General features: G+C 66.5%; 19 protein-coding genes. 11 read left to right on the forward strand and 8 right to left on the reverse strand.

Going from position 1 to position 19,892, the window contains the following annotated elements; genetic code table 11:
* Window positions 1–20: 20 nt before the first annotated feature.
* The 5 genes from ACIQTT_RS00420 (at window position 21) to ACIQTT_RS00440 (ending at window position 5,068) form a co-directional block, all read left to right on the forward strand.
* Window positions 21–1,430, forward strand: a complete 1,410-nt coding sequence (locus tag ACIQTT_RS00420) for a dipeptidase (RefSeq protein WP_402784549.1) — start codon at window positions 21–23, stop codon at window positions 1,428–1,430.
* A 103-nt stretch (window positions 1,431–1,533) separates the two neighbouring features.
* Window positions 1,534–1,896, forward strand: a complete 363-nt coding sequence (gene erpA, locus ACIQTT_RS00425) for an iron-sulfur cluster insertion protein ErpA (protein ID WP_247622104.1) — start codon at window positions 1,534–1,536, stop codon at window positions 1,894–1,896.
* Between the two features lie 97 nt (window positions 1,897–1,993).
* Entirely contained in the window at window positions 1,994–2,893 is a 900-nt protein-coding gene (gene coxB / locus ACIQTT_RS00430; RefSeq protein WP_402784552.1) for a cytochrome c oxidase subunit II, read from the forward strand.
* A 3-nt stretch (window positions 2,894–2,896) separates the two neighbouring features.
* Complete coding sequence (gene ctaD, locus ACIQTT_RS00435) at window positions 2,897–4,630, forward strand: cytochrome c oxidase subunit I (RefSeq protein ID WP_402784554.1); 1,734 nt, start codon at window positions 2,897–2,899, stop codon at window positions 4,628–4,630.
* Between the two features lie 3 nt (window positions 4,631–4,633).
* A complete protein-coding gene (locus tag ACIQTT_RS00440; RefSeq protein ID WP_247622107.1) occupies window positions 4,634–5,068 on the forward strand; it encodes a cytochrome c oxidase subunit 4 in 435 nt (144 codons plus the stop codon).
* Between the two features lie 50 nt (window positions 5,069–5,118).
* On the opposite strand, the gene ACIQTT_RS00445 is transcribed toward ACIQTT_RS00440, so the two are convergent.
* The 7 genes from ACIQTT_RS00445 to ACIQTT_RS00475 all read right to left on the reverse strand — a co-directional run bounded on the left by ACIQTT_RS00445 (window position 5,119) and on the right by ACIQTT_RS00475 (window position 10,918).
* Window positions 5,119–5,538 carry a rhodanese-like domain-containing protein gene (locus ACIQTT_RS00445; protein WP_402784558.1) on the reverse strand — a complete coding sequence of 140 codons (420 nt, stop codon included), beginning with the start codon at window positions 5,536–5,538 and terminating at the stop codon, window positions 5,119–5,121.
* Between the two features lie 40 nt (window positions 5,539–5,578).
* A complete protein-coding gene (locus ACIQTT_RS00450) occupies window positions 5,579–6,127 on the reverse strand; it encodes a GNAT family N-acetyltransferase (RefSeq protein WP_402784561.1) in 549 nt (182 codons plus the stop codon).
* Window positions 6,124–6,537 carry a Rid family hydrolase gene (locus ACIQTT_RS00455; RefSeq protein WP_402784564.1) on the reverse strand — a complete coding sequence of 138 codons (414 nt, stop codon included), beginning with the start codon at window positions 6,535–6,537 and terminating at the stop codon, window positions 6,124–6,126. Before ACIQTT_RS00455 ends, ACIQTT_RS00450 begins: the two co-directional genes overlap by 4 nt.
* Before the next feature lie 78 nt (window positions 6,538–6,615).
* Window positions 6,616–8,430 carry a cytochrome bc complex cytochrome b subunit gene (locus tag ACIQTT_RS00460; RefSeq protein ID WP_402784567.1) on the reverse strand — a complete coding sequence of 605 codons (1,815 nt, stop codon included), beginning with the start codon at window positions 8,428–8,430 and terminating at the stop codon, window positions 6,616–6,618.
* On the reverse strand, window positions 8,427–9,503 hold the full coding sequence (locus ACIQTT_RS00465; protein ID WP_402784570.1) for a Rieske 2Fe-2S domain-containing protein: 1,077 nt from the start codon (window positions 9,501–9,503) through the stop codon (window positions 8,427–8,429). Before ACIQTT_RS00465 ends, ACIQTT_RS00460 begins: the two co-directional genes overlap by 4 nt.
* A 36-nt stretch (window positions 9,504–9,539) precedes the next feature.
* A complete protein-coding gene (locus ACIQTT_RS00470) occupies window positions 9,540–10,340 on the reverse strand; it encodes a c-type cytochrome (protein WP_402784573.1) in 801 nt (266 codons plus the stop codon).
* 20 nt (window positions 10,341–10,360) lie between these two features.
* Window positions 10,361–10,918 carry a heme-copper oxidase subunit III gene (locus tag ACIQTT_RS00475; protein ID WP_247624676.1) on the reverse strand — a complete coding sequence of 186 codons (558 nt, stop codon included), beginning with the start codon at window positions 10,916–10,918 and terminating at the stop codon, window positions 10,361–10,363.
* 288 nt (window positions 10,919–11,206) lie between these two features.
* Between ACIQTT_RS00475 and trpD the strand changes: the two genes are divergently transcribed.
* On the forward strand, window positions 11,207–12,271 hold the full coding sequence (trpD, locus tag ACIQTT_RS00480) for an anthranilate phosphoribosyltransferase (RefSeq protein ID WP_402784576.1): 1,065 nt from the start codon (window positions 11,207–11,209) through the stop codon (window positions 12,269–12,271).
* An 8-nt stretch (window positions 12,272–12,279) separates the two neighbouring features.
* Window positions 12,280–13,266, forward strand: a complete 987-nt coding sequence (locus ACIQTT_RS00485) for a PHP domain-containing protein (RefSeq protein WP_402784579.1) — start codon at window positions 12,280–12,282, stop codon at window positions 13,264–13,266.
* Between the two features lie 3 nt (window positions 13,267–13,269).
* On the opposite strand, the gene ACIQTT_RS00490 is transcribed toward ACIQTT_RS00485, so the two are convergent.
* Entirely contained in the window at window positions 13,270–14,205 is a 936-nt protein-coding gene (locus tag ACIQTT_RS00490; protein WP_402784582.1) for a 5'-3' exonuclease H3TH domain-containing protein, read from the reverse strand.
* A gap of 198 nt (window positions 14,206–14,403) precedes the next feature.
* Here ACIQTT_RS00490 and rpsA point away from each other — a divergent pair, with 198 nt between their 5' ends.
* The 4 genes from rpsA to uvrB all read left to right on the forward strand — a co-directional run bounded on the left by rpsA (window position 14,404) and on the right by uvrB (window position 19,879).
* Window positions 14,404–15,858 carry a 30S ribosomal protein S1 gene (gene rpsA, locus ACIQTT_RS00495; protein ID WP_400438141.1) on the forward strand — a complete coding sequence of 485 codons (1,455 nt, stop codon included), beginning with the start codon at window positions 14,404–14,406 and terminating at the stop codon, window positions 15,856–15,858.
* A 79-nt stretch (window positions 15,859–15,937) separates the two neighbouring features.
* Window positions 15,938–16,537 carry a dephospho-CoA kinase gene (gene coaE / locus ACIQTT_RS00500; RefSeq protein ID WP_402784585.1) on the forward strand — a complete coding sequence of 200 codons (600 nt, stop codon included), beginning with the start codon at window positions 15,938–15,940 and terminating at the stop codon, window positions 16,535–16,537.
* Window positions 16,534–17,745 (forward strand): MFS transporter, encoded by a 1,212-nt coding sequence (locus tag ACIQTT_RS00505; RefSeq protein WP_402784588.1) that lies wholly within the window; start codon window positions 16,534–16,536, stop codon window positions 17,743–17,745. The genes coaE and ACIQTT_RS00505 overlap by 4 nt, the downstream gene beginning before the upstream one ends.
* Before the next feature lie 61 nt (window positions 17,746–17,806).
* Window positions 17,807–19,879 (forward strand): excinuclease ABC subunit UvrB, encoded by a 2,073-nt coding sequence (uvrB, locus tag ACIQTT_RS00510; protein WP_402784591.1) that lies wholly within the window; start codon window positions 17,807–17,809, stop codon window positions 19,877–19,879.
* Window positions 19,880–19,892 lie beyond the last annotated feature (13 nt).

Genomic DNA, 19,892 nt, shown 5'->3' on the forward strand with positions numbered 1-19,892 from the left:
ATCACCTTAAGATTACTCGCATGACCTCTGCTGAGATTCCCCCTGTCTCCGAACCGGACATCCTCGAGGCGGTGGCGACCGGGAATCCGGCCGCGCTGTCGGACCTCGGGCACCTCGTCCGCATCCCGGGAATGGCCTGGCCGGCGTTCGATCAGACCCAGCTCGAGCGCAGTGCCGAGGCCGTCGCTGCGCTCGCGACGAGCACCGGTGTCTTCGACGAGGTGCGCATCCTCCGCGCCGACATCCCCGGCACCGACGAACAGGGGCAGCCCGCCGTGCTGGCGACTCGGGCGGCTCGGAACGGGCGTCCGACGATCCTGCTCTACGCGCACCACGACGTGCAGCCTCCCGGGGATGACGCGCTCTGGGAGACACCGCCGTTCGAGCCGACCGTGCGCGACGGTCGCCTGTACGGGCGGGGCGCAGCCGATGACAAGGCGGGGATCATGGCGCACATCGCCTCGATCCGCGCCGTGGCAGACGTGATCGGTGACGATCTCGACCTCGGGATCGCGATGTTCATCGAAGGCGAGGAGGAGTACGGCTCGCGCTCATTCGCCCAGTTCCTCTCCGACAACAAGGAAGCTCTGCGCGCCGATGCGATCGTCGTCGCCGATTCGGGCAACTGGGATTCGACGACGCCCGGACTCACCGTGTCTCTGCGGGGGAACGCGCGGTTCACGATGCGCGTCCGCACCCTCGACCATGCCTCGCACTCGGGGATGTTCGGGGGAGCGGTGCCCGACGCGATGATGGCGACCGTCACTCTCCTCTCGACGCTGTGGAACGCCGACGGCTCGGTGGCCGTGGACGGAATGACGGAGCGGGATGCCGCGACGCCGGAGTACACCGAGGAAACGCTGCGCGACGAGGCCGGGCTTCTGCCCGGCACGACGCCGATCGGTGGGGGCACGATCCTCAGCCGCATCTGGAACAAGCCGTCGGTCACCGTGATCGGCATCGACGCCACGAGCGTGGCTGCGGCATCCAACACCCTGCTCCCCGAGGCGACGGTCGTGATCAGCGCCCGCGTCGCGCCAGGGCAGAGCGGGCAGGAAGCCTACGAGGCGCTGGAGCGGCACCTGCGGGCGCACGCGCCCTTCGGAGCCGAGCTGACGTTCTCCGACGTCGACCTGGGCAACGGCTTCCTGGTCGACACCTCCGGATGGGCGGTCGCGCTCACGCGCGACGCGATGCGCGACGGGTACGGCGTCCCGCCCGTGGATCTCGGCGTCGGCGGCTCCATCCCGTTCATCGCCGACCTGGTGCGGGAGTTCCCCGAGGCGCAGATCCTCGTCACCGGGGTGGAGGATCCGCACTCGCGTGCGCACAGCCCGAACGAGTCGCTGCACCTCGACACCTTCCGCAACGCGGTCGCGACCGAGGCGCTGTTGCTGGCTCGGATGAACGCCCTCACGCTCCCGCAGTGAACCGTCGTCGCACGGTTCTTCCCCGGATCTCGCCGACTTCGCCGAGGGCGGCGGTAGAATTGCGGGGAAAGCCGTGCGACTGCGGCCCGTCACAAGGAGCGACATGAGCGACACCACCCTGACCTCAGAGACCACCAAGGCCCACGGCATCAGCCTCACCGACGCGGCCGCGACCAAGGTGAAGAACCTGCTCGAGCAGGAAGGCCGCGACGACCTCCGTCTGCGCGTCGCCGTCCAGCCCGGCGGATGCTCCGGCCTGATCTACCAGCTCTACTTCGACGAGCGCTACCTCGAGGGCGACGAGACCGTCGACTTCGACGGCGTCGAGGTCATCGTCGACAACATGAGCGTGCCGTACCTCGACGGCGCATCCATCGATTTCAAGGATTCGATCTCGGAGCAGGGGTTCACGATCGACAACCCCAACGCGGCCGGCAGCTGCGCCTGCGGCGACAGCTTCCACTGACTCGTATCGGCTCCGCCAACCTGCGTGGTTGGCATGAATCGGGTGTGAGGTTGCTCTAGACTTGGGTGTGCCCTATCCGCAATCTGAAAGGTGCATCGTGCCCTCGAAACGCCGCCGCCTTCGTTGGGCCGCACTCCCTCTGGGAGTCGCGGCAGCTGTGGCCCTGGCGGGATGTACCACCGCCGAGCTGAACGGCTATCTCCCCGGCTTCGTCGATGATGGCCCCGCTGCCACCAACCAGACCGAGCGTGTGTCGTCGCTCTGGGTGAACTCCTGGATCGTCCTTCTCGCCGTCGGTGTCATCACCTGGGGTCTCATGGCCTGGGCTGCGATCGCGTACCGCCGTCGCAAGGGCCAGACGGGTCTTCCCGTCCAGATGCGCTACAACATGCCGATCGAGATCTTCTACACGATCGTGCCGTTGATCCTCGTGCTCGGGATGTTCTTCTTCACCGCCCGCGACCAGGCCGCGATCGAGACCCAGTGGGACGATCCCGACGTCGAGATCACCGCGATCGCGAAGCAGTGGGCGTGGGACTTCCAGTACGACGCGGACTCCGAGGACGACACGGTCTGGACGATGGGCATTCAGGCCCAGCCCGACGCCGAGGGCAACATCGACCAGGCGCAGCTGCCGACCCTGGTGCTCCCGGTCGACCAGAAGGTCACGATCAAGCTGCAGTCGCGCGACGTCATCCACTCCTTCTGGATCATCGACTTCCTGTACAAGAAGGACATGTACATCGGCAAGGACAACTCCTGGTCGTTCATCCCCACGCGCGTGGGGGAGTACGCAGGAAAGTGCGCCGAGCTCTGCGGTGAGTACCACTCGATGATGCTCTTCAACGTCAAGGTCGTCGAGCAGGATGAGTACGACGCCTACCTCGAGACCCTCAAGGACAAGGGCAACACGGGAGACATCACGGACGCGTACGACCGTCTGTCCAACTACCCCGGCACGACCCCGAAGAACGACTCCGAAGAAGGAGAGGAGTAAGCCATGTCGACGACCGAAGCACCCCGCACCGACGAGGCGAACCGCTCCCGTCCCACCACGCTGCCCCCGCGCCAGGCCGCTCTCATGAGCTCCTCGCGCGTCGAGCAGAAGGGCAACATCGTCGTCAAGTGGATCACCTCCACCGACCACAAGACGATCGGGTACATGTACCTCATCGCCTCGGTGCTGTTCTTCCTCCTCGGTGGCGTGATGGCTCTCGTCATCCGCGCCGAGCTCTTCGCTCCGGGAATGCAGATCATCCCGACGAAGGAGCAGTACAACCAGCTGTTCACCATGCACGGCACGATCATGCTGCTGATGTTCGCGACGCCGCTGTTCGCGGGCTTCGCGAACGCGATCCTGCCTCTGCAGATCGGTGCTCCCGATGTCGCGTTCCCGCGTCTGAACGCCTTCGCGTTCTGGCTCTTCCTCTTCGGTTCCACGATCGCGGTCGCCGGCTTCCTCACCCCGCAGGGTGCGGCATCCTTCGGGTGGTTCGCCTACCAGCCCCTCGCGAGCGCCTCGTTCTCGCCGGGAGCGGGTGGAAACCTGTGGATGCTCGGACTCGGTATCTCCGGATTCGGCACCATCCTCGGTGCGGTGAACTTCATCACCACCATCATCACGATGCGCGCTCCGGGCATGACGATGTGGCGCATGCCGATCTTCTCGTGGAACACGCTCGTCACGAGCCTCCTGATCCTGATGGCGTTCCCGGTCCTCGCGGCCGCGATCTTCGCCGCCGGTGCCGACCGCGTTCTCGGCGCTCACATCTACGACCCGGCCAACGGCGGCGTCCTGCTCTGGCAGCACCTGTTCTGGTTCTTCGGGCACCCCGAGGTGTACATCATCGCGCTGCCGTTCTTCGGCATCGTCTCCGAGATCTTCCCGGTGTTCAGTCGCAAGCCGATCTTCGGATACAAGACACTCGTCTACGCGACGATCGCGATCGCCGCGCTCTCCGTCGCCGTGTGGGCGCACCACATGTACGTGACCGGATCCGTGCTGCTCCCGTTCTTCGCGCTGATGACGATGCTCATCGCCGTTCCGACGGGTGTGAAGATCTTCAACTGGATCGGCACGATGTGGCGAGGGTCGGTGACCTTCGAGACTCCGATGGTTTTCTCCCTCGGCTTCCTCGTCTCGTTCGTCTTCGGTGGTCTGACGGGTGTCATCCTGGCCGCCCCGCCGCTGGACTTCGCGCTGTCTGACTCCTACTTCGTCGTGGCGCACTTCCACTACGTCGTCTTCGGCACCGTCGTGTTCGCGATGTTCGCCGGCTTCTACTTCTGGTGGCCGAAGTGGACGGGACGCATGCTCAACGAGCGTCTCGGATACGTCCACTTCTGGATGCTGTTCATCGGCTTCCACATGACCTTCCTCATCCAGCACTGGCTGGGCGTCGACGGCATGGTGCGTCGCTACGCGGACTACTCCGCGGCCGACGGGTGGACCTGGCAGAACCAGGTCTCGACGATCGGTGCGATGATCCTCGGCGCCTCGATGCTGCCGTTCTTCCTGAACGTCTGGATCACGGCCCGCAAGGCGCCGAAGGTCACCGTCAACGACCCGTGGGGCTACGGGGCATCGCTCGAGTGGGCGACCTCCTGCCCGCCGCCGCGTCACAACTTCACGTCGATTCCGCGCATCCGCAGCGAGCGCCCGGCCTTCGACCTGAATCACCCCGAAGCAGCGGAGTTCGCCACCACGGCTCCGGGCGAGCGAGAGGTCCACTGAGCCATGCGCGACAACGTCATTCTCTGGTGGATTCTCACCGCTTTCTTCGCCCTGGTCGGAGTGATCTACACCGGCTGGCACATCCTCGCGACGCCGGACGACAACTTCGCCATGCGGATCGAGTGGGTCGGAACGACCGCGCTGTTCTTCGCCGCCTTCATGGGTGCGATGATCGCGTTCTACCTCGACCGCACGCACAACGCTCAGGGCGGTGAGCTGCCGGAAGACATCCTGACGTCGGACATCGACGACGGCGACCCGGAGCTCGGCGAGTTCAGCCCGTGGTCGTGGTGGCCGCTGGTGCTGGCCGCCTCCGCCGGAGTCTTCGTGGTGGGTCTGGCCGTCGGCCACTTCCTCCTGCCGATCGGCCTGGCGATCTTCGTCGTCGCGATCGTCGGCTGGGTGTACGAGTACTACCGCGGTAACTTCGCGCGCTGATCGAGCGGCAAGAAAGAGGCCCCCAGGGATCCTGGGGGCCTCTTCTGCGTTCACGGGCGGCTACGTACGCGGGGGATGCCCGTGAGCGGGTCGACGGGGCGATGGTGCACACCATCCGCGTCCTCCACCGGATAACCCTCCCGAGCCCAGTACTCGAATCCGCCGATCATCTCGCGCACGGTGTAGCCGAGGCGGGCGAAGACGAGGGCGCCCTTCGCGCCGGCATTGCATCCGGGACTCCAGCAGTAGACGACGACCTCGCTGTCGGCAGCGATCTCCGCAGGCGCTCGGGTTTCGATCTCGCTGTAGTGCATGTGCGTTGCCCCGGCCACGCGACCCTGCGACCAGGCTTCGGCGGAGCGCACGTCGATCACGACGAGCGGTTTGCCCGCTCGAAGGTCGGCATGGACGTCACTGGCGTCGGTCTCGTAGGAGAGCTTGGCGGCGAAATAGTCGGCGCGATCGATCATGCCTCCCAGCGTAGGAGAAGCAGGGTGAGCGCCGCGCTCGTCAAACGGTCGCCCGTGGGCGCTTTTCTGACAGGAGCGTGCCGTCATCGAGCTCGGCGGTCATCTGTACGCGCCGCCCGTGGCGTTCGAGCCCGAGTGCTTCCTCCGTCTCGATCAAGGAGCGCTGGAACGCCGTCTCCGGAAGGCTCTCGAGGAAACCGCAGCTGGCGTAGAACGGAGCGTTCCAGGGAACTTCGGCGTAAGTGCGCAGCGTGATCCGCGAGTACCCGCGTTCCTGCGCCTCGTGCAGGGCAGCGCGCACGAGGGCGCGCCCGTGGCCCTGTCGTCCGGCCGAGGGAAGCACCGACAGCTGCTCGAGGTGCGCATGCCCGTCTGCGTCGAGCACGTGCACGAAGCCGACGGGGGAGTGCGTTGCATCGTCTTCGATGAGCAGGACGAACCCCGGAGAAGCGAGTCGCGTTGCGCCGTCTTGGGCAGGGGGCCATTCCCATGCACCCAGAGCATCGACGAGGAGAGCATCCGCCGCGGACTCGATCGCCTCCACGAATTCTGCATCGGTGGAGCGCGCGGGGCGAATGTTGGCGTTCATCCTTTCTCTCCGTGCACTGCGGCGACCGCCTCGATTTCGACGAGTTGCTCGTCGTATCCGAGAACCGTGACGCCGAGCAAGGTGCTCGGCACGTCGTGCTCACCGAACGCTGCTTCGACGACGTTCCAGGCGGTGACGAGATCGGCCTGTCGCGTGGAGGCCACCAGCACACGAGTGCTGATGACGTCCGTCAGCGACGCACCGGATGCCGTGAGAGCTGTCTGCAGGGTCTCGATGCAGCGTGTAGCCTGCGCTGCGTAGTCGCCCGGGGCAGTCGTGCTCCCGTCATCATCCAACGGGCATGCGCCGGCCAGGAAGATGAGGCGCGAGCCGGCGGGAGCGGTCGCGGCGTACGCGTACGGGGTCTCGGCGAGAGAGTCGGAGCGGATGAGTCGGACTGCAGACGTCATGCTTCGATCCTCCCACGGGAACCTCGAAGGGCCCTGTCCGCGTGGACAGGGCCCTTCGAGTGGGGGAGCGGCGGGACGTTACTCGCCGTCCTCCGACTTCTTCTTGCGAGGCTTCTTCACGGGCTCGGTCGCGATGACCGTGCTAGGGGTGTTCGGCGTCTCGTCGACGTGATCCTCGGTCGACTCGAGCGGGGCATCCGGGAATCCGGCACGCTCGTGAGCGCCCTGGATCTCGGCGACCTCGGTCTCCTCGTTGTGAGCCGTGACGTGGTGTTGGTGTGCATCCGCAGCGGCGACCTCGGCCTGAGTGAGCGGCGCGAGACGGTCCTCGAAGAACCAGCGCGACATCGACGAACGGAGGTTCTCCGTCCACGAGATGCGGCCCTTGGCGTTGGGGCGCACGACGAGCGGCTCATAGCCGTCGACGTCGATGAGCTTCCAGCGGTCGTACTGATCGACGGGCTGGTGCACCTCGATGAACTCGCCGCCGGGAAGTCGGACAATGCGACCCGACTCGAAGCCGTGGAGAACGATCTCGCGATCCTTCTTCTGCAGGGCGATGCAGATGCGCTTGGTCACGAAGTATCCGAGGATCGGCCCGAGGAACAGCAGCGCCTGGAGCGTATGGATGACACCCTCCATCGTGAGCATGAAGTGCGTCGCGATGAGGTCCGAGGAAGCTGCGGCCCAGAGGACGGCGTAGAAGATGACGCCGGCCACGCCGATGGCGGTGCGGGTCGCCGCGTTCCGCGGACGCTGCGCGATGTGGTGCTCACGCTTGTCTCCGGTGACCCACGCCTCGATGAAGGGGTAGATCGCGACGGCGACGATGAAGAGTCCGAGCACGGCGACCGGGACGAGGATGCCGAACGACCAGGTGTGGTCGAGGAAGACGATGTCCCAGTTCGACGGCGCCAGACGCAGTGCGCCGTCCGCGAAGCCGATGTACCAGTCGGGCTGGGTTCCGGCGGACACGGGGGAGGGGTCGTAGGGGCCGTAGTTCCAGATCGGGTTGATCTGGAAGAACGTCGCGATCAGGACGATCGTGCCGAAGACGATGAACAGGTATCCGCCCATCTTCGACATGTACACCGGCATCATCGGGTAGCCCACGACGTTGTCGTTCGTGCGGCCGGGGCCGGCGAACTGCGTGTGCTTGTTGATGATCATGAGCATGAGGTGCACGACGATCAGAGCGATCACCAGCATCGGCAGCAGCAGGATGTGCAGCGAGTACAGGCGTCCGACGATGTCGGTACCGGGGAACTCGCCACCGAAGAGGAGGAACGAGGTCCACGTGCCGATGAGCGGGAGGCCCTTGACCATGCCGTCGATGATGCGGAGGCCGTTACCCGAGAGCAGGTCGTCGGGGAGCGAGTAGCCCGTGAAGCCCTCGGCGAGAGCGAGGATGAAGAGCACGAAGCCGATCACCCAGTTGAGCTCGCGCGGCTTGCGGAATGCGCCGGTGAAGAACACGCGGAGCATGTGCACGCCGATACCGGCCACGAAGACCAAGGCGGCCCAGTGGTGGATCTGACGGACGAGCAGACCGCCACGCAGGTCGAACGAGATGTGGAGCGAGGACTCCAGCGCTGCGGACATCTCGATGCCGCGCATCGGGGCGTACGCGCCGGTGTAGTGGGTCTCGACCATCGACGCCTGGAAGAAGAACGTCAGGAAGGTTCCGGAGAGGAACACGACGACGAAGCTCCACAGGGCGATCTCACCCAGCATGAACGACCAGTGGTCGGGGAAGATCTTGCGTCCGAGCTCCTTGACGAAGCCGGACAGACTGGTGCGCTCATCGATGTAGTTCGACGCGGCGCCGACGAATCGGCCGCCGAGAGGCGCCTTGGTGTCCTTGTCCTCTTTGGACAGCGTTGCGGTGCTCAATGGCGCTCCCAGAAGCTCGGGCCGACGGGCTCGGTGAAGTCACTGCGTGCGATGAGGTAGCCCTCGTCGTCGACGGTGATGGGCAGCTGAGGCAGCGGGCGCGCGGCAGGTCCGAAGATGACCTTGGCGTGATCCGTCACATCGAACTGCGACTGGTGGCAGGGGCAGAGGAGGTGGTGGGTCTGCTGCTCGTAGAGCGCGACCGGGCATCCGACGTGGGTGCACACCTTGGAGTACGCGACGATGCCGTCGTACGACCAGTCCTTGCGGTCCTCGGCCTCGATCAGCTGTTCGGGACGGAGACGCATCATCAGGACGATGGCCTTCGCCTTCTCCTCGAGGTAGCCGTCGTGGTGGCTCAGCTCAGCCAGGTCGGCCGGGATCACATGGAAGGCGGAGCCGAGCGTCACGTCGGCGGCGCGGATCGGCGTGCCGTCCGGGTCGCGGACGAGGCGCATGCCGTCCTCCCACATCGTGTGCTTGAGCAGGTGCACCGGGTCGCCCGCGTAGGGGTCGTCCGGAGTGGCGTGCGGGGCCAGGCCGCGGAACAGCGTGACACCGGGGATGATCGAGGCGACGAGCGCGGCGAACAGCGAGTTGCGGATCATCGTGCGGCGTCCGAATCCGGACTCCTCGTTGGCTTCGGAGAACGCCTTGATGGCCGCTTCGCGGGTCGAATCCTTGCCACGCGTGGGGTGGCGGTGCTCGATGTGCTCCTTGTCGGACATGAGCGCCTTCGACCAGTGGATCGCTCCGAGGCCGAGGGACAGCAGCGCGAGGGCGATGCCGAGTCCGATGAAGAGGTTGTTCTGACGGATGTCGATGAGCGCGCCGCTCTCGATCGGGAACAGCATGTAGGCGGCGACCGCCCAGATGCTGCCCGCGAGAGACAGGTAGAACAGTGTGTAGACGGTGCGGACCGCGGCCTTCTCCGCGCGCGGGTCCTTATCGGTCATCCGCTCGCGGTGCGGCGGCAGGCCCGGGTTCTGCACAGGGTCGCTGACTGCGACGCCCAGCCCCGGAGAGGGCTGGTAGGCCCTGTCAAGAGCCTGCGAGTCGTCGTCGTGTGCCATGGTGCTCCTCGTACGTTCCTCTTCGATGATTAAGCGTCAGTTGGACTTCGCCGTGATCCACACGGTGATGGCGACGAGTGCGCCGATGCCGAAGATCCAGACGAACAGGCCCTCCGAGACCGGTCCGAGCGATCCGAGGGAGAACCCGCCGATCTGCACGGACTGCTGCTGGTACAGGAGAGCCGAGATGATGTCGCGCTTGTCTTCGTCCGACAGGTTCAGGTCGCCGAAGACCGGCATGTTCTGGGGGCCCGTGACCATGGCCGCGTACATGTGCAGCGCGCTGGTCTCGGTCAGTGCGGGGGCGTACTTGCCCTCGGTGAGCGCTCCACCCGCGGCGGCCACGTTGTGGCACATCGCGCAGTTGACGCGGAAGAGCTCGGCGCCGTGAGCCACGTCACCCTCGCCGTCGAGGATGCGCTCCTCGGGGAAGGTGGGGCCGGGGGCCGTGGACTGCACGAAGGACGAGATCGCGAGGATCTGGTCCTCGGTGAACTGCGGCTCCTTCTGCGGCGCCTGCGGTCCCTGCATCTGCAGGGGCATGCGACCGGTGGAGAGCTGGAACTCCGTGGCGAGCTCGCCGACACCGTAGAGGCTCGGCCCGTTGGGCGTGCCCTGCAGGTCGAGGCCGTGGCAGGTGGCGCAGTTCGCCTGGAACAGCTTCTCGCCGTCCTCGACGGTCAGCGTGGTCGCCGCTGTCTGCGTGTCGGTCGCGGCGAAGGCCGCGGATGCGCCGGCGTACACGGCGCCGGTGATCATGAGGCCTGCTCCGATGAGGGCCGCGGCAGCCAGGGGGCTGCGGCGACCGCCAGAACGGCGCTTCTTCTCTCGTGCCATCTCGGGGATCAGCTCCGCTCTTATTTCAGGAAGTAAATTACGACGAACAGCACGATCCAGACGACGTCGACGAAGTGCCAGTAGTAGGACACCACGATCGAGGAGGTCGCCTCCTTGTGCCGGAAGTTCTTGACGGCGAACGCGCGTCCGATGACGAGCAGGAACGCGACGAGCCCGCCCGTCACGTGCAGTGCGTGGAAGCCGGTGGTCAGGTAGAACGCGGAAGCGTACGAGTCGGCGCTGATGGGCATTCCCTCGGCGACGAGCTGGGCGTACTCCCAGACCTGACCCGAGACGAAGACCGCACCGAGGGCGAAGGTGAGGAAGAACCACTCGACCATTCCCCAGCCGAACAGGCGGCGACGGCCGGCGCCGTTCTTCTGGCCCTTGCCGATCTTGTAGGCCTGGAGGTCCTCGGCCGCGAAGACGCCCATCTGGCAGGTGAACGACGAGAGCACGAGGATCGCGGTGTTCACGAATGCGAACGGCACGTTCAGCAGTTCGGTCCGGTCGGCCCAGAGTTCGGGGGAGGTGCTTCGGAGCGTGAAGTAGATCGCGAAGAGTCCCGCGAAGAACATCACTTCACTGCCGAGCCACACAATGGTGCCGACAGCTACCGGGTTGGGCCGCTTGATGGTTCTCGCCGCCGGGGCATACGTCGCTGAGGTCGTCACCGTTCCATTATGGCCGATTCCCGGGGGTGATTCTTGCACTCGGAGGTCCCGTTTCGCCAGCTTTTCACTTAGGTAACCCTAAGAAAACACTGCGAATCGTCGGTGAATCCGCGGGAAATCACGGGTGGTCCGGCCGACGGCATCCGTTACAGAGGCGATGCACGTTTTCTCGGCGCCGATAGGATCGCACACATGGCTGAATCCCTGACCTGGTCCGATGTGCTCACCACTCTTCTGGAGCGTCGCGACCTCAGCGTCTGGGAGTCGACGTGGGCGATGCGTCAGATCATGCGGGGCGATGTGAGCGAAGCCCAACTGGCCGGATTCCTCATCGCACTGCGTGCGAAGGGCGAGACGATCGACGAGATCGTCGGGTTCCGCGATGCGATCCTCGAAGCCGCCGTCCCGCTCCCGGTCTCGCCGGACGTGCTCGACATCGTGGGCACGGGCGGTGACCGCGTCGGCACCGTCAACGTCTCGACGACAGCCGCCATCATCATCGGCGCCATGGGCATCCCCGTCGTCAAGCACGGCAACAGGGCGGCGAGTTCGGCCTCCGGCTCCTCCGACGTGCTCGGTGCTCTCGGACTCGAGCTCACGCTGGATCCGGCCGCGGTGGCGTCGATCCTCGATCGCACGGGAATCACCTTCGCCTGGGCAGGCGCGTTCCACCCCGGCTTCAAGCACGCGGGAGCCGTTCGATCGCAGCTCGGCGTCCCCACCGTCTTCAACATGCTCGGACCTCTCTGCAACCCGGCTCGCGCCGAGGCGAACGCCGTGGGCGTCGCGCAGCTCGAACGCGTGCCCCTGATCACGGGAGTGTTCCGCACGCGCGGCGCCACCGCCCTGGTCTTCCGCGGCGATGACGGACTCGACGAACTCACCACGACCGGGCACAGCCGCATCTGGGAGGTCACTCGAGGCGACGTGCACGAGCACGACCTGGATCCGCGTGACCTCGGCATCCCGCTCGCCGACCTGTCGGACCTGCTGGGGGGATCGCCGGAGCACAACGCGACCATCCTGCGTCGCACCCTGGAGGGCGAGAGCGGAGCGGTGCGCGACATCGTGCTGCTGAACGCCGCCGCGGGCATCGTCGCTTTCGAGCTCTCGCAGGACGCCACGCAAGTGCAGCGTCCGATCCTCGAACGACTGCGCAGCGCGTACGAGCGGGCAGCCGCCGCGATCGACGACGGGCGGGCGTTGTCGAAGCTCGACGAGTGGATCGGCGTGAGCCGGGAGCTCGCCGCAGGCTGAGGTGCATCATGGAACCGGTCGCCGCGCTGCTCGAGATCGCCTCGCTGCTCGAACGCGAGCGGGCGTCGAGGTACCGGGCCAAGGCGTTCCGACAGGCCGCTGCGACCTTCGAAGGGTTGCCCGCCGACGTCCGCGCCGATCCGAACCGTCTCCGGGCGGCTCCGGGGATCGGGGCATCGACCTTCGCGGTGATCCGTCAGGCGCAGGAGGGGAAGGTCCCCGACTACCTGGTCGAGCTCCGCGGCGACGTGGAGCCGGAGCGCGTCTCCGATCTGCGGCGGAAACTGCGTGGCGATCTCCACGCGCACACCGACTGGTCGGACGGGACGACGTCGATCGCGGTGATGGCCGCTGCCGCACGTGCGCAGGGTCACGAGTACCAGGCGATCACCGATCATTCACCGCGACTGCGGGTGGCGCGCGGGCTTTCGGCGGAGCGATTGCGCGAGCAGATGCCTCTCGTACGCGCCGAGTCCGGTGACGGGTTCACGCTCTTGGCCGGCATCGAGGTCGACATCCTCGACGACGGGATGCTCGACCAGGAGGACGGGCTTCTCGGGGAACTCGACATCGTGGTCGCGTCCGTGCACTCGAAACTGCGGATGGATGCCCGCTCGATGACTCGCCGGATGCTCGCGGCGGTGGCGCACCCGCGGGTGAACGTGCTCGGCCACTGCACGGGGCGCCTGGTCGAGGGGGAGCGCGGTACGCGCCCGCCTTCGGAGTTCGATGCCGCCGCCGTGTTCGCGGCGTGCGCCGAGCACGGTGTCGCCGTCGAGATCAACTCTCGGCCGGAGCGCCGGGACCCGCCGGATGAGCTGATCGCGCTCGCCCTCGATGCGGGGTGCCTGTTCTCGATCGATTCGGATGCCCATGCCCCGGGACAGCTGTCGCTCCTCGACCACGGAGCCGAGCGGGCGGAGCGTGCAGGGATCCCGACCTCACGGATCGTGACGACCTGGGGGCTCGAGCGTCTGCTCGCCTGGGCGGATTGAAGGTCAGGCGGAGGCCGTGACCTTTTCGATCGCGGCGATCGCGCGGTTCATGGAGGACGTCAGATTCCACCTCTCGGCGAGTGCGTCGGCCGCGTCGCGGGCGACGTCGTCGAACGGATGCAGCGGCGTGCCCGGTGCTGCGATATCGAGTCCGGTGGCGACCGCGACGACCGTGGGGGCGACATCGAGGTAGTCGCTGGCGGCCAGGATCTTCGCACGAACGCCGGCGCTCATCCCTTCGCCTTCGGTGGCCGCTGCACGGATGCCGTCGAGATCGGCGTGGGCCTGGAGCAGTGTCGCCGCGGTCTTCTCTCCGACGCCGGCGACGCCGGGAAGGCCGTCCGAGGCATCGCCGCGCATCGTCGCGAAGTCGGCGTACTGGCTGGGCAGCACGCCGTACTTGGCGACGACGGTCGCGTCGGTGACTATCTCGAGGTTGCTCATGCCGCGGGCGGTGTAGATCACGCGAACGTCACTCGCGTCGTCGACGAGTTGGAAGAGGTCACGATCCCCCGTGACGATGTCGACGGGAAGGACGGATGTCGTGGCGAGCGTGCCGATCACGTCGTCGGCCTCGTGCGCGGCGACGCCGATGATGGGGATGTCGAGAGCCGCGAGCGTCTGACGGATGAGAGGGATCTGCGCTTCGAGCGGATCGGGCACCTCCTCGACGTCCGGGGCGTCCTCGACGACCTCGACGACGCGGTGGCCCTTGTAGCTCGGAATGAGGTCGACGCGCCACTGCGGTCGCCAGTCGTCGTCCCAGCAGGCGATGACCTGGGTGGGCTCGTAGAGCGTGATGAGCTTCGCGACGATATCGAGCAACCCACGGGCGGCGTTGATGGGGGAGCCGTCCGGTGCGGTGACCTTGTCGGGGACCCCGTAGAACGCACGGAAGTAGAGGCTGGCGGTATCAAGCAGCATCAGGCGATCGGTCACGGGGACAGTCTCGCACGGGCATCCCGCCCCCGAGCCCCCGCAGCATCCCGAGATCTGGTAATCTGAAGCGTCACTCGTGGCGTGCATACGCATGCTCTCGTGACGATCAATCCAATCCAATCGCTGTGAAGCAGGATATCGGCCGTGCGCGGTCGCTGTTCACGGCCTGAGTTTCCATTCACAAGGACAACCCACTACATGACTACCGCAACGACCGCCCCGGCCACCAAGCAGGTCGCCATCAACGACATCGGATCTGCTGAGGACTTCCTGGCCGCGGTCGAGAAGACCCTGAAGTTCTTCAACGATGGCGACATCATCGAGGGCACGATCGTCAAGATCGACCGCGACGAGGTCCTCCTCGATGTGGGCTACAAGACCGAGGGTGTCATCCCCTCGCGCGAGCTCTCCATCAAGCACGACGTCGACCCCAACGAGGTCGTCGCCGTCGGCGACCTGGTCGAGGCCCTCGTCCTCCAGAAGGAGGACAAGGAAGGCCGTCTGATCCTCTCCAAGAAGCGTGCGCAGTACGAGCGCGCTTGGGGAGACGTCGAGAAGATCAAGGAGAACGACGGCGTCGTCACCGGCACCGTCATCGAGGTCGTCAAGGGTGGCCTCATCGTTGACATCGGCCTCCGCGGCTTCCTCCCGGCTTCGCTCATCGAGCTCCGCCGCGTCCGCGACCTCACGCCGTACCTCGGCCAGGAGATCGAGGCCAAGATCCTCGAGCTCGACAAGAACCGCAACAACGTCGTGCTCAGCCGCCGCGCGCTGCTCGAGCAGACGCAGTCGGAGTCGCGCACCACGTTCCTGAACAACCTCCACAAGGGTCAGGTCCGCAAGGGTGTCGTCTCGTCGATCGTCAACTTCGGTGCGTTCGTCGACCTGGGTGGCGTGGACGGCCTCGTGCACGTCTCCGAGCTGTCCTGGAAGCACATCGAGCACGCCTCCGAGGTCGTCGAGGTCGGCCAGGAGGTCACCGTCGAGATCCTCGAGGTCGACCTCGACCGCGAGCGCGTCTCCCTGTCGCTGAAGGCGACGCAGGAGGACCCGTGGCAGGTCTTCGCCCGTACCCACGCGATCGGTCAGGTCACCCCGGGTAAGGTCACGAAGCTCGTCCCGTTCGGTGCGTTCGTGCGCGTCGCAGACGGCATCGAGGGCCTCGTTCACATCTCCGAGCTCTCCAGCAAGCACGTCGAGCTGGCCGAGCAGGTCGTCTCCGTCGGCGAAGAGGTGTTCGTCAAGGTCATCGACATCGACCTCGAGCGTCGTCGCATCTCGCTGTCGCTGAAGCAGGCCAACGAGTCGGTCGACCCCAACGGCACCGAGTTCGACCCGGCCCTCTACGGAATGGTCGCTGAGTACGACGAGAACGGCGAGTACAAGTACCCGGAGGGCTTCGACGCCGAGACCGGTGCATGGAAGGAAGGCTTCGACGCCCAGCGCGAGGCATGGGAGCAGGAGTACGCTGCGGCCCAGGCTCGCTGGGAGGCGCACAAGGCTCAGGTCACCAAGGCGGCCGAGGCCGAGGCTGCGGCCGGCGAGGACTTCGGCGGCCAGTCGTTCTCGAGCGAGGCCGCTGGCGCGGGCACGCTTGCCGACGACGAGGCGCTCGCGGCTCTCCGCGAGAAGCTCTCGGGTGGCAACGCCTAAGCAGCATCACGTGAGGAACGGGTCGTCACCTTCGGGTGGCGGCCCGTTCCGCGTTCTCCCGCGTGACAGGATGGAGACCATGCCTCTCATCGCGCTCACCGGCGGCATCGCATCCGGGAAGTCGACCATCGCCCGACGACTCGCCTCGCACGGGGCGATCCTCGTCGATGCGGATCAGATCGTGCGTGACGTCCAGGCGCCGGGTGGCCCCGTGCTCCGTCGGATCGCCGAAGAGTTCGGCGACGGCGTCATCGCCGCCGACGGGTCGCTGGACCGCCCGGAATTGGGTGCCCAGGTCTTCGGCCGGCCCGAGCGGCTCCTCGCCCTGAACGCGATCGTGCACCCGGCCGTTCGCGCCGAGTCCCAGCGGCGCTTCGAAGAGGCCTTCGCAGCCGATGAGGACGCGATCGTCGTCTACGACGTCCCGCTCCTGGTGGAGGCGCGCGTCGACGACCCCTGGGACCTCATCGTCGTGGCGCACGCTCCCGAGACGGAGAGGTTGCGCCGCCTCGTCGAGATCCGCGGAATGGACGCGAAGTCCGCGAAGGAGCGCATCGACGCCCAGGTCTCGGATGATCAGCGTCTCGCGATCGCCGACGCGGTGATCGACACGTCCGGTTCTCTCGACGAGACCGAAGCCCGCACCGACGCCCTGTGGGAGCGGATCCGCGCCCGGTGAACGAACCGTTCACGGGCCACGCTCCGGGATCACGGGAGTATCGCCGGTTGATCATCGGGCTCTTCTTCGCCGGCGTCGCCACGTTCGCGCAGCTTTACGCCACCCAGGCAGTGCTCCCGCAGATCGCCGCAGACCTCCGGATCGAGCCGGCATCGGCTGCCCTGAGCGTGTCCGCCGCCACGCTCGGGCTGGCGGCGGCCGTGGTTCCCTGGTCGATGGTCGCCGACCGGATCGGACGGATCCCCGCGATGGCGATCGGGGTGATCGTCGCCACCGTTCTCGGAGTCTGCGCGCCGCTGAGCGGCGGCATCCTCCCTCTGCTCGTCCTGCGGCTGGGGGAGGGCATCGCGCTGGGCGCCGTGCCCGCCGTCGCCCTCGCGTACCTGAGCGAAGAGGTCCGCTCGTCGCACGCGGCGGCGGCCGCGGGGAGCTACATCGCGGGCACCACGCTCGGCGGGCTGACGGGGCGCCTGGTCGCCGGCGGCATCGGAGAGGCGGTGGGGTGGCGTGCGGGAGTCTGGGGAGTCGCCGCGGTCTGCATCGTCTCCGCTGTTCTCTTCCTCTGGCTCACGCCGCGCGCCCGCGGGTTCCTTCCTGCCGCGCGAGGGCGCGGCCCCGGGATGCTGACGCGCCTCCTGCTTCCGTTGCGCTCGGCACGACAGCTTGCGCTGTATGCGCAGGGCTTCCTTCTGATGGGCGCCTTCGTCGCGGTGTACAACTACCTCGGCTTCCATCTGGCGGCTCCACCGTTCCTCCTCCCGGCCTGGCTGGTCACCCTGCTGTTCGTGGCCTATCTCGCCGGTACGATCTCCTCGCCCTGGGCCGGGTCGCTCGCCAGCAGGCGCGGACGATACCCCGTGCTGCTGGTCTCGATCGGCGTCACCGCGTCGGGCGCGGTGCTGTTGGCGATCCCGAGCACCGGGCTGGTGCTCACCGGACTCGTGCTGTTCACGGCGGGGTTCTTCGGTGCGCATGCGATCGCCTCGGGGTGGGTGCCGGCGGATGCCGATCCGGCGGTGCGCGCGCAGGCCTCGTCGCTCTACTACTTCGGCTACTACGCCGGGTCGAGCCTGTTCGGATGGGCGCTCGGTCTGATCTTCGGCGGGATGGGGTGGGTGTGGTTCATCGCCGCCATTCTGGTGATGTGCGCCGCGGCCGCGGCGATCGCGGGCGTCGGTCTGCGCAGGTCTCCCGCTGGAAAGGTGTGAGCACCGTTCGCCCGGAGGGGAAGCGGGCCCCGATGTCGGTGGCCCCGCCTACGCTGGACGTATGGAACCCACTCGCAGCGTTCGCCCGTTCGAGGTCATCAGCGAATACGCGCCCGCCGGTGATCAGCCTCAGGCCATCGCCGATCTCGCCGCGCGCATCAACGCGGGTGAGACGGACGTCGTTCTGCTCGGAGCCACGGGTACCGGAAAGTCGGCGACGACGGCGTGGCTCGTCGAGCAGGTGCAGCGCCCCACGCTGGTCCTCGCGCACAACAAGACGCTCGCTGCCCAGCTCGCGAACGAGTTCCGTGAGCTCATGCCGAACAACGCGGTCGAGTACTTCGTCTCTTACTACGACTACTACCAGCCGGAGGCGTACGTCCCGCAGACCGACACCTTCATCGAGAAGGACTCGTCGATCAACGCCGAGGTCGAACGGCTGCGGCACTCGACGACGAACTCGCTGCTCAGCCGGCGCGACGTCGTGGTGGTCTCGACCGTCTCCTGCATCTACGGGCTCGGTGCTCCGGAGGAGTACCTCCGTGCGATGGTCGCCCTGCAGGTGGGAGAACGCTACGACCGGGATGCGCTCATCCGCCAGTTCATCGCGATGCAGTACAACCGCAATGACGTCGATTTCTCGCGGGGAAACTTCCGCGTGCGGGGTGACACGATCGAGATCATCCCCGTCTACGAGGAGCACGCGATCCGCATCGAACTCTTCGGCGACGAGATCGAAGCGCTGTACTCGCTCCATCCGCTCACCGGAGAGGTGATCGAGAAGCTCGACGCCGTGCCGATCTTCCCCGCGTCGCACTACGTTGCGGGAACCGATGTGATCCAGCGCTCGATCGGCACGATCGAGACCGAGCTCGAGCAACGCCTCGCCGAGTTCGAGAAGCAGGGAAAGCTGCTCGAGGCGCAGCGGCTGCGCATGCGCACCACCTTCGATCTCGAGATGCTGCAGCAACTCGGATTCTGCTCGGGCATCGAGAACTACTCACGTCATATGGACGGGCGCGCTCCAGGAGAGCCGCCGCATACGCTGCTCGACTTCTTCCCGGACGACTTCCTCCTCGTGATCGACGAGTCGCACGTCACCGTTCCCCAGATCGGTGCGATGTACGAGGGTGACGCCTCGCGCAAGCGCACGCTCGTCGACCACGGATTCCGTCTGCCGAGCGCGATGGACAACCGTCCGCTCCGATGGGACGAGTTCAAGAACCGCATCGGACAGACCGTCTACCTCTCCGCGACGCCCGGGAAGTACGAGATGGGGATCGCCGATGGGATCGTCGAGCAGATCATCCGCCCGACGGGCCTGGTCGATCCCGAGATCATCGTGAAGCCCTCGAAGGGGCAGATCGACGACCTGCTCGAAGAGATCCGGCTGCGCGTGGAGCGCGATGAGCGCATCCTCGTCACGACCCTGACGAAGAAGATGGCAGAGGAGCTGACCGACTTCCTCGGCGAGCACGGAGTTCGCGTCCGCTACCTGCACTCCGATGTCGATACCCTGCGTCGCGTCGAGCTACTGAGCGAGCTGCGTTCCGGGGTGTACGACGTGCTGGTCGGGATCAACCTCCTCCGCGAGGGGCTCGATCTCCCCGAGGTGTCGCTCGTGGCGATCCTCGACGCCGACAAGGAGGGTTTCCTGCGCTCGGGGACATCGCTCATCCAGACGATCGGGCGTGCGGCGCGAAACGTGTCGGGCGAGGTCCACATGTACGCCGACAAGATGACGGACTCGATGGCCAAGGCGATCGAGGAGACCGATCGTCGTCGTGAGAAGCAGGTCGCGTACAACAAGGAGCACGGGATCGATCCGCAGCCGCTGCGGAAGAAGATCGCCGACATCACCGCCGTTCTGGCGCGCGAAGGCGCGGACACCGCCGAGTTGATGTCGGGGAGGGGGCGTGCAACGGGCAAGGGGAAGTCGCCGACCCCGAACCTCCGGCGCACCGGCATTGCGGCCGAGGGGGCGCAGCAACTGGAAGCGACGATCCAAGACCTGTCGGATCAGATGCTGGCGGCTGCCGCCGAACTCAAATTCGAGTTGGCAGGCCGACTCCGCGACGAGGTGCAGGACCTCAAGAAGGAGCTGCGCGCGATGGAGCGAGCCGGTCACGCTTGAGGCTGATCGGCTG

This window comes from Microbacterium sp. NPDC090225 (assembly GCF_044772365.1).
Classification (GTDB): Bacteria; Actinomycetota; Actinomycetes; order Actinomycetales; family Microbacteriaceae; genus Microbacterium.

Excerpts from the sequence above, each read along its gene's own strand:
- ACIQTT_RS00420 (WP_402784549.1), top strand. The coding sequence starts at position 21 with ATGACCTCTGCTGAGATTCCCCCTGTCTCCGAACCGGACATCCTCGAG.
- erpA (WP_247622104.1), top strand. The coding sequence starts at position 1,534 with ATGAGCGACACCACCCTGACCTCAGAGACCACCAAGGCCCACGGCATC.
- ctaD (WP_402784554.1), top strand. The coding sequence starts at position 2,897 with ATGTCGACGACCGAAGCACCCCGCACCGACGAGGCGAACCGCTCCCGT.
- ACIQTT_RS00440 (WP_247622107.1), top strand. The coding sequence starts at position 4,634 with ATGCGCGACAACGTCATTCTCTGGTGGATTCTCACCGCTTTCTTCGCC.
- ACIQTT_RS00445 (WP_402784558.1), bottom strand. The coding sequence starts at position 5,538 with ATGATCGATCGCGCCGACTATTTCGCCGCCAAGCTCTCCTACGAGACC.
- ACIQTT_RS00450 (WP_402784561.1), bottom strand. The coding sequence starts at position 6,127 with ATGAACGCCAACATTCGCCCCGCGCGCTCCACCGATGCAGAATTCGTG.
- ACIQTT_RS00455 (WP_402784564.1), bottom strand. The coding sequence starts at position 6,537 with ATGACGTCTGCAGTCCGACTCATCCGCTCCGACTCTCTCGCCGAGACC.
- ACIQTT_RS00465 (WP_402784570.1), bottom strand. The coding sequence starts at position 9,503 with ATGGCACACGACGACGACTCGCAGGCTCTTGACAGGGCCTACCAGCCC.
- ACIQTT_RS00470 (WP_402784573.1), bottom strand. The coding sequence starts at position 10,340 with ATGGCACGAGAGAAGAAGCGCCGTTCTGGCGGTCGCCGCAGCCCCCTG.
- ACIQTT_RS00475 (WP_247624676.1), bottom strand. The coding sequence starts at position 10,918 with ATGTTCTTCGCGGGACTCTTCGCGATCTACTTCACGCTCCGAAGCACC.
- trpD (WP_402784576.1), top strand. The coding sequence starts at position 11,207 with ATGGCTGAATCCCTGACCTGGTCCGATGTGCTCACCACTCTTCTGGAG.
- ACIQTT_RS00485 (WP_402784579.1), top strand. The coding sequence starts at position 12,280 with ATGGAACCGGTCGCCGCGCTGCTCGAGATCGCCTCGCTGCTCGAACGC.
- rpsA (WP_400438141.1), top strand. The coding sequence starts at position 14,404 with ATGACTACCGCAACGACCGCCCCGGCCACCAAGCAGGTCGCCATCAAC.
- coaE (WP_402784585.1), top strand. The coding sequence starts at position 15,938 with ATGCCTCTCATCGCGCTCACCGGCGGCATCGCATCCGGGAAGTCGACC.
- uvrB (WP_402784591.1), top strand. The coding sequence starts at position 17,807 with ATGGAACCCACTCGCAGCGTTCGCCCGTTCGAGGTCATCAGCGAATAC.